We start from the raw sequence: 14,311 nt of genomic DNA, 5'->3' as shown, positions 1-14,311 counted from the left end.
TGACTCGCTGTTTTTGTGGCTAGCGTCGAGCCGGGCGGCGGTGTCGATGATAGTAAAGGCGCAAATTCTACCGCTTATCGGTCGTTCAGGGAATGGCCCTTTCAGGCTTGGCTGCTACAGGCCTGGCCACCATAGCTCGGGTAGTGCGCCTTTACGCAACAGTGCGGCGATATCCATCGACAGCGCGATTGTGACATGCACCACCACCCCGCCCCAGATCGAGCGCGAGCGCAGCGCTAAAATACCTAAAAATAAACCAAATAAAATCGCCCCGGTGGCCTCGAGCCAAAGCTTGGGGAAATGAATCATCAGGTAGGGGACGCACATCACCCAAATGGCATTGGCGCCTAGCGCCGGGCGCAGGGCGTTGAGTAAAAAGCCGCGAAAGAAAAACTCTAAAAAAATAAACTGGCTGATATAAAGGCATTCCCACGTGAGCAAATCCAACCAACTGCGACCGGCCAACTGGTAAAACGGGTAATGATTGACAAACTCCTCGCCCAAGCTCACCAGATAGACGAACACTAAGATGGGCGCCGCCAGCAGCAGGTAGCCCAGCCAGTGCTCACGGGTGTCGCCCAGGCGCCAGCCCATATCCCGCATACGAAGTTTGAGTAGACACCGAATAACCAGCCACGGCAGCAGTACATAGCCCACTAAGTGCACCGCCCCCCACCACGCGTAACTGGCCAGCTCGAGCCAGCCCGAGCGCTGCAGCTGGTGTATCAGCTCGTTGGTCGGCTGGCCCATTAGTTCAGCGGCGCTGTGCAATAGCCAAATAAGGTTGGATGAGTATTTGCCGTAGTGCATTAGCAGTAGGCAGACGCAGGCGGTAGCCAGAGTAATAAAGACCCGCCGCAGCGCTTGGGGGCGGCCCAGCTCGTAAGAGGGTGGTTCGCGATCGATCTGATCCAGTATGTTTAAAAGGTTGGCGCGCGCCAGTAATGGTTGCAAGCGTTAGTCCTTGTGGTCGGTTTTGGTGCCGGCTTTGGTTTGGGCGTAGGGCAAATGCGCCTGGGCATCTTGGTAGTAACCGCGGGTCATGGCTCCCTCCTCCACGACAAAGTCGGCCACCGCAGTGGCAAAGCGCGGGTCGCTTAAGTGATGGTTGGAGTAGGTTAGCACCGGCTCAAAGCCGCGCGCTAGCTTGTGCTCGCCCTGGGCGCCGCCGTCAAATCGGGTCAGGCCTTGGGCGATGGCGTAATCGATGCCCTGATAATAACAGGTCTCAAAGTGGAGGTTATCAAGCTCGGCTAAGCAGCCCCAATAGCGGCCGTACAGAGTGTGCTGGTCGCGTAAATACAGCGCGGCGGCCACGGTTTGGTGGCCGAGCTGGGCCAGTACCATGACACAGTGCTCGGCAAGATTCGCCCCCAGAGCCTGAAAGAATGCCTCGTTCAAGTAGCCACCGTGGCCGCTGCGTTTTAGGTAGGTGCGCTGATACAGTTGGTGAAAAAACGACCAGTGCTCGGGCTGGAGCTCGGCGCCGGTTAAGGTGGTAAAACTAAAACCTTGCTCGCCTACCCGGCGGCGCTCTTTTAAGACGTTTTTACGCTTGCGTGAGGCAAAAGTGGCGACAAAATCGTCAAACGAGCGGTAATCTTGGTTAAACCAATGAAACTGACAGCCGAGCCGCTGGACGCTACCCAACTCGGTGAAGCGGTTGCTAATGGCGTGCTCCGGGAACAACAGGTGCCAACTGGATAACGCTTTGCGTTGGCAGTACTCGGTTAGCGCGTGGTGTATTGCCGCGATGGTACTCGCATCGTCTCGCCCTAATAGGCGTGGGCCACGACAGGGCGTAAAGGGTATCGCGCCCAACCATTTGGGGTAATAGCGCTGGCCGTAGCGCTGATAGGCGTCGGCCCAGGCCCAATCGAAGACGTACTCGCCGTAGGAGTGATCTTTAAGGTAGCCGGGCAGCGCCGCTATCAGAGTGTCACCTTCGCGTACGATTAAATGGCGGCTGTGCCAGCCGCTGTCGCCGTCTACCGCTTGGCTATCTTCTAGGGCGGCGAGAAACTCGTGGCGCGCAAAAGGGTAATCGTCGTTAAGCAGCGCGTTCCACTGTGTGTCATCAACAGTGTGTATCGACCGGATAAACTCAATGTGCATTAAGGCTCCAAAACATCAGTACTGCGCTCTGTTATTGTGAGCGCAGTGCTTAAGGGCAGGACTTAGGGGTTGTTGCGTCGAAAGCGGCCAACACCTCAGTAATATTGGTGCCAGCGCGCACATTGTCGATCAAAATCACTTCGCGGGCGTCGATTCGGTGGCGCAGCAGGCCGATCTGGGTAAACATGGCGTCTGTGTCATTGACACGGGTTGGCAGCTGGGTGCGCCCCATAGATTTGCCATCGAGCCAGACCTCGGCGTAGCCGCGTGCCGGGTCAATCGACCAATGTACCTCCATGGCGACATCGTGCCACACACCGGCGCTGGCAAAACCGGGTTGGCTCCAGTAGGGCTCGGCGGCGTCGGAGCGGGTAAAGCTGAAGGTGTCACCGGTTAGGTTAAAGCGCATTTGTTGCTGCCAGCTGTTGTCTGACTCCCAATAGCCGATTTCGTGTTTAACGTTAAGCAGTGGCTCGGGCAAATAAAAGCTCCAGCCCAAATAGGTGGTGTCGCCCTCGCCGGTAGCTTTGGGCTGGTAATTAAACTCGCTGCGATTGAGTGCTTCATTGCCGTGCCAGAGATATTGCTCGTCCCCGGTAATGGCAATTTGTCCGGCATAGCGGCCTTCATAAACGCACTGTGTGGTGACGCTGGCGCCGCCAGGGTTGGTAATATAGGGCCATTGCGATAGGTCGCCCGACTCAAAATCGGCCTGCCAAAGCAACTCAGCTTGCGCGGTGGAGGCTCCTAAAACAAAAATCGCTAGTGCGGCTAAGGGTTGTAATCTCATGTTGAGTCTTCCTTTATAGGCCTTCTACGCGAAAATAATCGGTTGTGTGGCGTCTAAATGGTAAAAACATGAACGCCGCCGCTTGCTAAATCTAGCGAGTGTTGCAATATAGCAAGCCAGCTCAGCAGCGTCCAAACAGGCTGAGCGGGGCTGCGCGAACGGTGAGTCGGTGGTATCTTGAACCCCGGCCGCAAAAAAACTGTCACAATAGCGGCGTAGCCTAGCCAGCCCGGCGGGCGTGCTGGCAGTGTGGCGTATTCTGCGGCGGGCTCGGGGCAAGCGGTGGGCTTCGCTTTTCGCTAGGTGTTGCAGTACAATCGGTCGGCTCCAATGGACGGAGGCCGAATAAAAAGCCTGTATCCCCAGCACAACCGCTGTACCGCTGTATGTAGGTTAAGCCTGCGAATAACACAGTAATGATCTAAACAGGCTCAAATACAACGACTTATTTTATGCAGAATCTTACAACGCAAGACCCCGGCATAGCGGGCGGTGATCGATTTGGCAGCCTTCAGCGCCGAGTCTCCCAAGCGTTTCGTCGTGTTCCCGAGCGTCGCTGGAAACAGCTTGCAGGTCTGTTGATTCTGCTTTGGCTCACCCACTCGCTGGCACAGCTATTTTGGCTGTTGGTGCCAACCCCCGAGATCCCCGCTGCCGAAATTTCAGCCAATGCTCTGGCCAGTACCGAGGCCAATACCAGCGCACGCGACGTCGATATCGATGAGCTGCGCAATTTAACCCTGTTTGGTGCCGGCGCCGGTGATGACGATGCCGAGTTTGCCAATGAGCCGGCGCAGCCCCTAGAGCCGCAAATTGAAGATCAGGCCGTGGATACCAAGTTGTCGCTGGTGCTTAGCGGTATCGTTGGCTCAAGCGTCGATGCCTCGGCCCGCGCGATTATTGCCGACGCCAAAACCCAAGCGATTTATGGCCCGGGTGACGAGATTGAAAACCAGCGCGGTGTAAAAGTGGCCAAGGTATTGAGTCTGCGGGTTATTTTGGACAACAACGGGCAATACGAATCCTTGTGGTTGTATAAAGAAGACCCCAACGCGCCGCGTCGTCAAGTGCGCTACGACCCACCGGCCAACACGAGCCGCAGCTGGGAGGGCGATGAAGAACAATATAATGCCGGCGATGCCGAGCCCGCGGTGCAGGGCCCGCTGGAGGCCGACCAGGTTAACAAAGAGGAGGCCTCCGCCAACTCTAGCTCGGGGGTTGAGCAAATCAGTCAGAACTTATCGGATGTGGTGGCTTTTAATATCCATCGCGAGAACGGCCAGATTAAGGGCTACCGTATTCGTCCGGGACGCAACCCCGAGGCCTTTAATGCCGCCGGCCTTAAAGCCGGTGATATCGTGACCAGTGTTAATGGCAGCGCCTTGGATAACCCGGGCAAAATCATGGAAATTTATCGTAATTTAGGTCAAACCACGTCCGCCAGCCTCGAAATTGAGCGCGATGGTGAAATCGTGACCGTTGATGTAGAGCTGGAATAAGTGAGGTTAGTAGTGAGAGCGAGCGTCAAGCGAATTAAAGTCGCCCTATTGGTGGTCAGCCTAGCGCTGCCGGCGGCGGTCATGAGTGCCGAGCAAACCTGGACGGTAAACTTTAAAGATTCCGATATCCAGGAGGTCATTAAGTTTATCGCCGAGGCCACCGGTAAAACCATCGTTATCGACCCCAAAGTGCGTGGTCAGGTAAAGGTGATTTCCAACGCGCCGGTCAATGGCGACGAGCTGTACGGCCTGTTTTTATCCATCCTTGATGTGCACGGGTTTACCGCCGTTGAAAACGGCGAAGTGGTGCGGATTGTTCCCAACCGCGATGCGCGCTCGCTGGCCATCCCCACCCAAGAGCCCAGCTCTAATGCCAGTGCACAAGACACTTACATGACCCAAGTGGTACAGCTGGATAACATCAGCGCTGCGAAATTACTGCCGGTGTTACGCCCCCTCGTGCCACAGCACGGGCATATCTCGGCGTATGACCCAAGCAACGCGATTATCGTGACGGACACCCGTGCCAATATTCAGCGACTGTTAAAAGTTATCGCTCAGATCGATAAAGCGGCGGTGGTGAGTACCGAGCTGGTCGAGCTGCGTTACGCGCAGGCCGATGCCATTGTTAAAGTGATTCAGCAATTAGAAAAGCCTGACGCCCAGCGCGGCAACGCCAGCGCGCCGGTTACCGTGGTAGCCGATACCCGTATTAACGGTGTATTAATCAATGGCGACGATATGCAGCGCGAGCGCATAAAAATGTTGATTCGCCGCCTAGACCGGCCGCAAATTACCAACTCCAATGTGCGGGTTGAGTACCTTAAGTACGCTAAGGCCGAGCAAGTGGCTACCGTGCTGAACGGCGTGCTGCAAAACATGCAAAAAATGGAGTCAGGGGACGGTAAATCCGCCTCTAGCAGCCAGATTAAAGCCAGTGTTCAGGCCGATGAAGACACCAACGCTATTTTGATTACCGCCGATGGAGACACCCTGCAGTCGTTGATGGTGCTGGTTGAGAGTTTGGATATTCGTCGCGCGCAGGTGTTGGTTGAGGCCATTATTGTCGAACTGGAGGATACCGATAACGCCGAACTGGGCATTGAATGGATGTACAATGGTGGTGACTCGGGTTTTGGAAGCTCGACCCTTGGTGGGGATGGCACCTTAGCTGGAGTAGCTAATGGTGCTTTGACCGACGGTGATGGTGCCACCGCGGCACTAGCAGGGAGTCTTGCTGGTATCGCCGGGCAAGTATTTGGTGTGGGCCGCTTGGGTGGTGGCACCGATATGTTGGCGGTGTTAAAAATGCTTAAAGCCAATGGCTCAAGCAACATCCTGTCGACGCCGAGCTTGTTGACCACTGACAACCATGAAGCTGAAATCTCCGTGGGTCAGAATGTGCCGTTTGTGACGGGTTCTTACACGGGTACGGGTACGGGCGCCAGTAATCCCACAAACCCCTTTCAGACTGTCGAGCGTAAAGATGTGGGGATTTTGCTTACGGTCACGCCTCATGTGAATGATGGCGACACGGTAGTTATGGATATCGCGCAAGAGATTTCCAGTGTCGATGACTCCTCCACTGGCACCTCGGGCTTGGTGACTAACTCGCGCAAGATCAATACCCAAGTGATGGCTGCGTCGGGCGAAATCGTCGTACTGGGTGGTTTGATCAAAGACGATGTTAGTATGAGCGAAACTAAGGTGCCTTTTTTAGGGGATCTCCCTATTTTGGGAAACTTGTTTAAAAGTCAGAGCAGCACCAAGCGCAAAACCAATTTGATGGTGTTTATCCGTGCCAGTGTGATGCCTGACGATGCCATGCTTATGGGTGCTACCGCCGATAAGTACCGCCATATTCGCGATGAGTTGATCGAGCGCCGCAGCCACACTAACTTAGTTACCAGCAAAGATGAGATGCCGATGTTGCCGGTGTGGGAGGAGCAGCTGCGTCGGGTCCAGGCTCAGTACCAATATCAGGAAGAAGCCACCGAGCCCGATAACGCCACCGGCGGCGATGAAGATAAAATACCGCCTGCCGAAGGCCGCGCCAAGGCCAAGGAGTAAGCGGTGAATAGCGAGATTTCTGAGCCGGCGGAAATGCCCGAGGCGTTCGAAGAGAGCGCCATTGTGGAAGACGAAGAAGAGGAGCTGGCCGCCAGCGCCGGCGAGAGCCCGCGCCTGCCGTTTAGCTACGCCTCGGATCACGGTGTGATGATCGACCCCGAGCAGCCGCACATGGTGCTGCACAAGCCGGGCTTAACACTTGATGTGTTAACCGAGCTGGCACGCTACTTTGATGGCGATATGAGCCTTGAAGAGCTGCCCGCCGATGTCTTCCAACAGCGCTTAACCCGCGAGTATCAAAGCAGCGACGGTGCCGCCCAGCGCGCCGCCGAGGACTTAGGCAACGAGTTTGATTTGTCCTCCATGGCCGATGATCTGGCCGATCGCACCGACCTGTTGGCCGGTGACGACGATGCGCCGATTATCCGCCTTATTAACGCTATTCTTTCGCAAGCGGTGCGCGAAGAAGCTTCGGATATACACTTGGAGTCGTTTGAAGACCGCGTTTCGGTGCGGTTTCGGATCGATGGCGTTTTGAGCGAGGTGCTCTCGCCCAAGGCTGAGCTGGCGCCGGTGTTGGTATCGCGTTTAAAAGTGATGGCGCGGCTCGATATTGCCGAAAAGCGCTTGCCACAAGATGGCCGTATTACCGTGCGTCTGGCCGGTCACGCGGTGGATATTCGGGTTTCGACTATTCCCTCGGCCCACGGTGAGCGTATTGTGCTGCGCTTGCTCGATCAGGCCGCTGGGCAATTATCGCTAAGCGACCTGCAGATGCCCACTCAAGTGCAAGAGCGTTTTGCCAAAGCGCTGGGCCGTCCCCACGGTATTATTCTGGTGACCGGCCCCACCGGTTCGGGTAAAACCACCACGCTCTACTCGGGTTTGAGTCATATTAACCACCCGAGCCGCAATATCATGACCATTGAAGACCCTATTGAGTATTTGCTGCAGGGTATTGGTCAAACCCAGGTCAACACCAAAGTCGATATGACCTTTGCCCGTGGCCTGCGCGCGATTTTGCGGCAAGACCCGGACGTGGTGATGATCGGTGAGATTCGCGACTCCGAAACCGCTGATATTGCCATTCAGGCCAGTTTAACGGGGCACTTGGTGCTTTCCACACTGCACACCAACACCGCTATTGGCGCCATCATGCGTTTAAAAGATATGGGGGTGGAGCCCTTCCTGCTGGCCTCCAGTGTCGAGGTGGTGATGGCCCAGCGACTGGTGCGCAAACTGTGCGCTGTGTGTAAGGAGCCCTATGAACCGGTCGAGGCCGAGCGCGAGATGCTGCAGCTGCCCGCTGGGCAAATGGTGTACCGTCCCGCCGGCTGCAATAAGTGTAATCAGATGGGCTATCGGGGCCGTAAGGGCATCTACGAGCTGATCGAAATTAACGAGCATATGCGTCATCTCATTCACGAAGAGGCCGGCGAGCAAGAGCTGATCGCCGAGGCGCGTAAACATTCAGATTCCATCAGCGCCGATGGCCGCCGCTTGGTGATCGAGGGCATTACCAGCCTGGAAGAGGTGCTGCGGGTTACCACCGCAGGCTAGGCCGGGAGTCGCTTATGGGAGCTTACAGTTATCGCGCGTTAAACGAGTCCGGCAAAACCATCAAAGGGATGATGGAGGGGGACTCCGAGCGCCAAGTACGCGCTCAGTTACGCGCCAAAAAGCTCAAACCGCTTGAGGTTAACGATGCCGGCAACGCCAAAGTGCGCAGCGGCAACGACAAACCCGGTGGTCGCTTAAGTTTTTTGCCTACCGGTCAGCCCAAACTTAAAAGTCGCGACTTAAGCTTAGTGACTCGTCAGTTAGCTTCTTTGATTAGCTCGGGCCTGCCGTTAGATGAAGCCCTGCACGCCACCGCTAAACAGGCGCAAAAGCCTGCGGTTAAGCAGGTCATGCTGCAAATTCGCACCAAGGTTCTCGAGGGGTTTAGCTTTGCCCAAGCGTTGGCCGAGCATCCGGGCTCATTTGACGATATGTACCGCGCCATGGTGCGCGCCGGTGAAAGCTCGGGCTTTTTGGGGCCGGTGTTAGATCGCCTGGCCGATTACACCCTTAACGCTCAGCAGCTGCAGTCGCGCTTAAAAACCGCCATGATCTACCCCATTGTTTTGCTGATTATCAGCTTGGCGGTGATCGTCGCTTTGATGACCTTTGTCGTGCCCGATTTGGTTAAACTGTTTGCCCACTCCAAGCGCGATTTGCCCTTTTTGACCGAAGCCTTGATTGCTACCAGCGACTTTATTGTCGGTTATGGCATTTGGGTGTTTTTTGCCGGTATTGCTGTGGTGTACGGCATTAAACGGCTGCTTAAAAACGAATCGCGTCAACGCCGCTGGCACAAAATTCAGCTCAAGCTACCGGTTATTGGTAGTGTGGTGAATCAGTCTAACTCCGCCCGTTTTGCCTCGACCTTAAGTTTGCTAATGTCCAGCGGTGTGCCGCTGCTACAAGCGCTGCGTATTGCCGGCCAGGTAATGACTAATCGCGTGCTGCAAGAGGCCTGCGAGGACATTGCCAATCAAGTGCACGAGGGGGCGGCCCTGAACCGCGCTATGGAAAAAGCCGACTGTTTTCCCCCGCTACTGGTGCAAATGGTTGCCAGCGGTGAAACCAATGGCACGCTGCCGACTCAGTTAGAGCACGCCGCTCGCGATCAGCAGCGCGAGCTGGAAATGGTCTTGGCGGTGTCACTGGGTTTAATGGAGCCCGCCACGATTGTGTTATTGGGTGGCGCGGTATTGGTTATTGTTCTGGCGATTCTACAGCCCATTTTTGAAATGAATAAAATGGTTTGAAGATTCGCTGCAGCCGCTCGCGTAAGCGCAGCGCAATAAAGTATTGTGAATTTTTAAAACTAAAACCCGTCCAACTGACTGGCAAGAGTGACGAATTTTTAACAATTTTAGCCGAATCTGCGCCTCGCGCTGCGAGCTACGCAAACTTTAACGGAGTTAAAACAATGGTAAGAGCAAATCGCCAACACGGCTTTAGTTTGATCGAGATTATGGTGGTCGTTGTGATTATTGGTCTATTGGCCAGTATCGTCGCGCCAATGGTATTGGATCGCGCCGACGAGGCGCGAATTAATAAAGTGAAAGCCGATTTTAAAAACATTCAAACGGCCCTTAACCTTTACCGCATCGATAACTACGTCTATCCATCCAGTGAACAAGGTCTTGACGCGCTGGTGACCAAGCCCGCGCTTAGTCCGGTGCCACGCAACTGGCGCTCCAGCGGTTATCTCGACCAGCTGCCCATGGACCCGTGGGGGAGTCACTACTTGTTTATCAGCCCCGGTGAAACGCGCGAATACGATATATACACCCTGGGCGCCGACGGCGTTACCGGCGGCGAAGGCCCGAACACCGATATCAGTGTTTGGGATCAGCCCGAAGAGCAATAAACTTTATGCCGCAATGCTCGCATCAAAAGGGGTTTACCCTGATCGAAATTATGATTGTGGTCATGATTATCGGTTTGAGTGCGGGTATGGCAACGCTGGCGTTTGCCCCGGATGACACCACCGAATTAGAAGAGGCGGTGGATAAGTTTATGCTGCAAGCGGAGTTTGTCAGCGAGCAAACGGTACTGACGGGCGAGGTCATCGGGTTGTTTGTCGAGCCGCGCGCCGCGCGCGATGGCGATACCTGGTGCTATCAGTGGCGCCGCTTTCGCAACAGCTCGTGGCAGCCGGTGAGCGATTTTCTGGGCGATCAGTGTTTGCGCTCGACGGTTGAGCTTGAGCTGATGGTCGAAGGTGAACCCTACGAGTACGATGAGCGCGAGAAGACGCCCAAACCGGTATTAATGTTTTACCCCAGTGGCGAATCCACCCGCCTAGAGATGGCACTATTTACCCGTTTTGACAGCGACGAGATTGAGCGCGTTGAAGTGGATATGATGGGCGGTATTCGCTGGTTAAACCGCGAGCAAGAGCTACAGCAGCAGGAGCGCGAGCTGTGAACAAGTGGCGCGGTTTTACCCTGATTGAAGTAATGGTGGCCTTGGCCATTGTTGCCACCGCCTTGCCGGCGCTGATGATGCTGATTACCAGCCAACTGCAAGGCGCGGGCTTTACCCGCGAGAAAACTCAAGCGTTTTGGGTAGCCGAAAATCAATTGACGCGGTTGCAAATGCGCCGCGCTTTGGTCGAACAGTTTAACTTACCCGATACCCAAAACGGTGAGGTAGAGCGCGGCGGGCAAACCTGGTACTGGGAGCTGGAAACTCAAGACACTGAGGTAGAAGATTTTAAACGGCTCGATATTCGGGTGGCGCTGGCTAATAACAAAGACGATTTTCTGGCAACCTTAACGGGGTTTATCAGTGAATAGTCGCAGGCAAACGGGTTTTACGTTAATCGAGGTGGTGATTGCGCTGGCCATTACCGCGGTGATTATGACGTTTAGTTTTCAAGCATTTACCACCGCCGAGCGCAGCGCTACGGCCAGTGCCGAGGTGATGGCTCGCGTTAATGAGTTAGACCGTACCTGGCAAATACTGGGGCAGGATTTACGCAATATACTAAGCCCGGTTGATGCCCGTGAAGATACGACTGTCCCCGGTGGACTGCGGCGACCGTTTCGCGGGGCGAGTGTGTACGACAACACCTCGGGTGAGCAATTAGTGTTGCAGTTTACCCGCAATAATTGGCTCAACCCGATGAACCGCCCGCGCAGTGATTTACAACAAGTCATTTATCGCATCAAAGACGGCACCCTGTGGCGCGACTATCGGCCCGAGCGCAATTTGGTGATTGAAGACTGGCTGTTTGCCGAGGACATGATCCAGCAACAAATGCTCACTGACATCAGTGAGATGGAGCTGAAGTTTTTATCCGGGCAACGTTTGCAGCAACAGGGCCAAGGTGTGCTTGAAGGCGATGATTACGCCCGCGATTGGGACGAGAGCTGGCCGAGCAGCAGTCAGCGTCAGTTTGATACCAGCACGCCCTTGGCGGTATTGGTTAGTATTGAGCTGGAAGACGGTTTAGTGAGTGAGCGCTTGTATGATTTGGCCCACTAATCTGCCCCGCCGTCAGCGCGGCTCGGTGCTGATTCTCGCCATATTAATCGTGGCGATGGTTTCGGCCTTTGCCATTAAAGCTTCGCGGGATTATCAGCTGAGCATGGCCCGCGCCGAGGCCCGCTGGCACGGCGCACAGGCGCGGGCTTATTTATCCGGCGCCGAGAGTTTGGCCATATATTTTTTAGAACTGGACGAGGAGCCGGAGATTGATAGTTTGCTCGAGCCCTGGGCGCAGGAGCTGCCGCCGTTTCCGGTTGAAGGCGGGGTAATCTTGGCGAAAATTGAAGATGCCACGGCAAAAATAAATTTGAACGACGTGGTGGCGACGCCTGTTCCCATAAAAGATAAAGCGCCCAACGACCCCACTCGCTTTAGTCCTGTACAAAAGCATTTTTTGCGCTTGCTACAAAGTTTTGAAGAGCAGTACCCGGTTACCGAAGAACAGGCCATTAGCATTCTCGAAGCGATGGTCGATTGGACCGATACAGATAATGATATTAGCGGCTACACCGGCGCCGAGCGGGATTACTATCAATCCCTCGACCCTATGTACTTGCCGCCCAACGCCAAAACGTTTACCAGCGCCGAAGAGCTGCGCATGGTGAGGTATATGACCGGGGAGCTAATGACGCTGCTGCGGCCTTTTATTACGGTATTGCCGGGCAGCAGTAAGTTAAACGTTAACACAATCAACCCGCATTTGTTGCGTACCTTTAACGCCAGTGAGGTATTGGCACCGTTAACCCCTGAGCAAGCAGGGCAAGTGATGCAGGATGCCGGTATTGAATATGGCCCGGAAAATAAATTTGAGGATAACCCAGCCTGGAGCTCAGTGGTCAGTGGTGAAGGTGGTGTGGATAACTCGTACGCTGCATACAACAGCGATTACTTTAGAGTGACCACCCGCGTCCAGCTGGGTGATCAGCGCCGCAGTATGCAGAGTCTGTTGCAGCGGGAGGACGAAAAAATTAGTGTCATTGCGCGACGCGATGTGTACGACTATATACTCGACTTAGAACGGGCGGCAACGCCCACGACTATCGGACAGACGACAGACAATGAGTGATCATCTGACAATTTATATCGCCCATTACGGTGGTACGTTTACCTGGCTGCGTCGCCGCGAGGGGCTGCCCGACGAGCTGGGCAATGGCTCAATTTCGGATTTATCCGAGCAGTTTGGTGGCGGTAATATTAATGCCCGGCTGATTGTGGGGGGGCCGCAAGTAGTGGTGCGCCGGCTGCAATACGCCGAGGCCGAAAAACGTCACTTGCGCCGCCTTATGCCGTTTCAGCTTGAAGAAGAAGTGATTGGCGATATTAGTCAGTTTCACTTTGCCCTAGGTGCCGCCAGCGATGGCGAAGTGAGCTTGGCCTATACCGAGAAAGCGCGCCTGAATGATATTTTTATTCAGCTAGCAGAGATCGGTATTGAGGTAAACCAGTGTGTGCCGGCAGCTTTGTTGCCGAGCTTACGGGTGACTGAAACCGCAGAAGAAGAGGCGGCTCAGGATGTGTGGGCGCTGCACTGGCAGGATGGCTTGGTGAGCGTGCGCTACGGTGCAAGCGCTGGTTTTACGGTTAACGGCACAAGTTTAGGCGCCGCCCTCACCATGTTGATTAACGCCGAAAACCGTATCGATAAGCTGCCGCAGTTAAGCTTAAGTGCTCCTGATGAAAATCAATTGTCGCACTTAGAAATGGCGTTACCCGCCTCATTAGAAGCCGCTACAGGCGAAACCCGCATTGCCGGTATTTGGGATTACGAACCCGATAGTCACTGTGTGGATTTATGTCAGGGCGAGTTTTCCCAGCGCTTACCGATTGAGCGCTGGTGGCGCAATTGGCAACTGGTGAGCTACGCCGCCGCTGCCGCACTGGTGGTTTATGTGGCGGTGTTACTGTTGTCACTCAACCAGCTAAAAAATGAAAACCTAGAAGTGCGCCGCGAGATCGAACAGGTGTTTCGCACCGTGGTTCCCAACGGTCCGGCCAATGACCCGGAGCGACGTTTGCGAATCAAGGCCAGTGACTTAGAGCCTAAAGGTCAAAGTGGGCAAACGGTAGCGCTGTTAGCGGCGGTGCTGCCAGAGTTGGATAACCGTGACGAGATTAATTTAAAAGGTGTTTACTTTACCGCCGAAGGCGGGGATTTATCGCTGAACGTTCAAGCCGGCACCTTTAATGCCATTGAGTCGTTGCGCGGCGCACTGGAGGCCGATGGCCTCAGCGCCGAGCTGTTATCGGCGAATGCGCAAGGCGATAATCACTCAGCGCGATTAAAAGTGAAGCGGAATTAATCATGAATAAACTCTTTGAAGCGTTGGCGCGTTACAACCGCCGCGAGCAAACCATTTTGTTAGTCGGTGCGCTGGCTATTGTTCTGTATGTGTTGTGGATGGCCGTTTTGTCGCCACTACAAGAAAAGCGTGAACAACAGCTTGCGAGCAACGCCTCCACCAGTGCGGCGCTGGCACGGGTTAAAGTGTTGGCGGGAAAAATCCAGCAAGGTAAGCGCGATAGCGCCGCGCAAAGCAGTAACAATGCGGGCAACATTAGTCAGCTGATCGACACGACCTTGCAAGCTAACGGATTGCGGATGAGCGGTTTTCAGCCGGGTACCCGTGGTGAGGTGCGAGTGCGCTTAGATGACGTAAGTTACAGTGCGTTTATGCAGTGGCTGTATGACATCGAGTACCAACACAATATCAGTATTCAGGACTTATCCATGGCCGCCAGTAGCCAGCCTGGTAAAGTCACCGCCAATGTTCGTTTGCGCAGCGAATAATAG

At 54.7% G+C, this 14,311-nt stretch carries 14 protein-coding genes; 11 read left to right on the top strand and 3 right to left on the bottom strand.

Annotation, left to right across the window (positions count from 1 at the left end; translation table 11 throughout):
* Positions 1-114: 114 nt before the first annotated feature.
* Genes ACGHAD_RS17200 through ACGHAD_RS17190 form a run of 3 tightly spaced genes read right to left on the bottom strand, consistent with a single transcriptional unit; the run spans position 115 to position 2,905 of the window.
* A complete protein-coding gene (locus tag ACGHAD_RS17200; protein WP_339616829.1) occupies positions 115-954 on the bottom strand; it encodes a CPBP family intramembrane glutamic endopeptidase in 840 nt (279 codons plus the stop codon).
* A gap of 3 nt (positions 955-957) precedes the next feature.
* Complete coding sequence (locus ACGHAD_RS17195) at positions 958-2,115, bottom strand: GNAT family N-acetyltransferase (protein WP_382414469.1); 1,158 nt, start codon at positions 2,113-2,115, stop codon at positions 958-960.
* 49 nt (positions 2,116-2,164) lie between these two features.
* Positions 2,165-2,905, bottom strand: a complete 741-nt coding sequence (locus tag ACGHAD_RS17190) for a polysaccharide lyase (RefSeq protein WP_382414471.1) — start codon at positions 2,903-2,905, stop codon at positions 2,165-2,167.
* A gap of 452 nt (positions 2,906-3,357) precedes the next feature.
* On the opposite strand from ACGHAD_RS17190, the gene gspC reads away from it, so the two are divergent.
* The 11 genes from gspC to gspM all read left to right on the top strand — a co-directional run bounded on the left by gspC (position 3,358) and on the right by gspM (position 14,308).
* On the top strand, positions 3,358-4,404 hold the full coding sequence (gene gspC / locus ACGHAD_RS17185) for a type II secretion system protein GspC (RefSeq protein WP_382414473.1): 1,047 nt from the start codon (positions 3,358-3,360) through the stop codon (positions 4,402-4,404).
* A 12-nt stretch (positions 4,405-4,416) separates the two neighbouring features.
* Entirely contained in the window at positions 4,417-6,474 is a 2,058-nt protein-coding gene (gene gspD / locus ACGHAD_RS17180; protein WP_382414475.1) for a type II secretion system secretin GspD, read from the top strand.
* 33 nt (positions 6,475-6,507) lie between these two features.
* A complete protein-coding gene (gene gspE / locus ACGHAD_RS17175; RefSeq protein WP_339616963.1) occupies positions 6,508-8,034 on the top strand; it encodes a type II secretion system ATPase GspE in 1,527 nt (508 codons plus the stop codon).
* Positions 8,035-8,048: 14 nt separating this feature from the next.
* The gene (gene gspF / locus ACGHAD_RS17170) at positions 8,049-9,287 is read left to right on the top strand and encodes a type II secretion system inner membrane protein GspF (RefSeq protein WP_339616824.1); all 1,239 of its coding nucleotides are present in this window, start codon (positions 8,049-8,051) and stop codon (positions 9,285-9,287) included.
* A gap of 164 nt (positions 9,288-9,451) precedes the next feature.
* Entirely contained in the window at positions 9,452-9,895 is a 444-nt protein-coding gene (gene gspG / locus ACGHAD_RS17165) for a type II secretion system major pseudopilin GspG (RefSeq protein ID WP_339616823.1), read from the top strand.
* Positions 9,896-9,900: 5 nt separating this feature from the next.
* On the top strand, positions 9,901-10,455 hold the full coding sequence (locus ACGHAD_RS17160; RefSeq protein ID WP_382414478.1) for a prepilin-type N-terminal cleavage/methylation domain-containing protein: 555 nt from the start codon (positions 9,901-9,903) through the stop codon (positions 10,453-10,455).
* Positions 10,452-10,826 (top strand): type II secretion system minor pseudopilin GspI, encoded by a 375-nt coding sequence (gspI, locus tag ACGHAD_RS17155; RefSeq protein ID WP_339616821.1) that lies wholly within the window; start codon positions 10,452-10,454, stop codon positions 10,824-10,826. The genes ACGHAD_RS17160 and gspI overlap by 4 nt, the downstream gene beginning before the upstream one ends.
* Positions 10,819-11,517 carry a type II secretion system minor pseudopilin GspJ gene (gene gspJ, locus ACGHAD_RS17150; RefSeq protein ID WP_382414480.1) on the top strand — a complete coding sequence of 233 codons (699 nt, stop codon included), beginning with the start codon at positions 10,819-10,821 and terminating at the stop codon, positions 11,515-11,517. The genes gspI and gspJ overlap by 8 nt, the downstream gene beginning before the upstream one ends.
* The gene (gene gspK / locus ACGHAD_RS17145; protein ID WP_382414482.1) at positions 11,501-12,586 is read left to right on the top strand and encodes a type II secretion system minor pseudopilin GspK; all 1,086 of its coding nucleotides are present in this window, start codon (positions 11,501-11,503) and stop codon (positions 12,584-12,586) included. The genes gspJ and gspK overlap by 17 nt, the downstream gene beginning before the upstream one ends.
* The gene (gene gspL / locus ACGHAD_RS17140; RefSeq protein WP_339616818.1) at positions 12,579-13,820 is read left to right on the top strand and encodes a type II secretion system protein GspL; all 1,242 of its coding nucleotides are present in this window, start codon (positions 12,579-12,581) and stop codon (positions 13,818-13,820) included. The genes gspK and gspL overlap by 8 nt, the downstream gene beginning before the upstream one ends.
* A 2-nt stretch (positions 13,821-13,822) precedes the next feature.
* Entirely contained in the window at positions 13,823-14,308 is a 486-nt protein-coding gene (gene gspM / locus ACGHAD_RS17135; protein WP_382414484.1) for a type II secretion system protein GspM, read from the top strand.
* Positions 14,309-14,311: the final 3 nt, after the last annotated feature.

Source organism: Gilvimarinus japonicus (assembly GCF_042847215.1).
In the GTDB taxonomy this organism is placed as follows: domain Bacteria; phylum Pseudomonadota; class Gammaproteobacteria; order Pseudomonadales; family Cellvibrionaceae; genus Gilvimarinus; species Gilvimarinus japonicus.
This window is presented reverse-complemented; position numbering and strand designations above follow the sequence as displayed.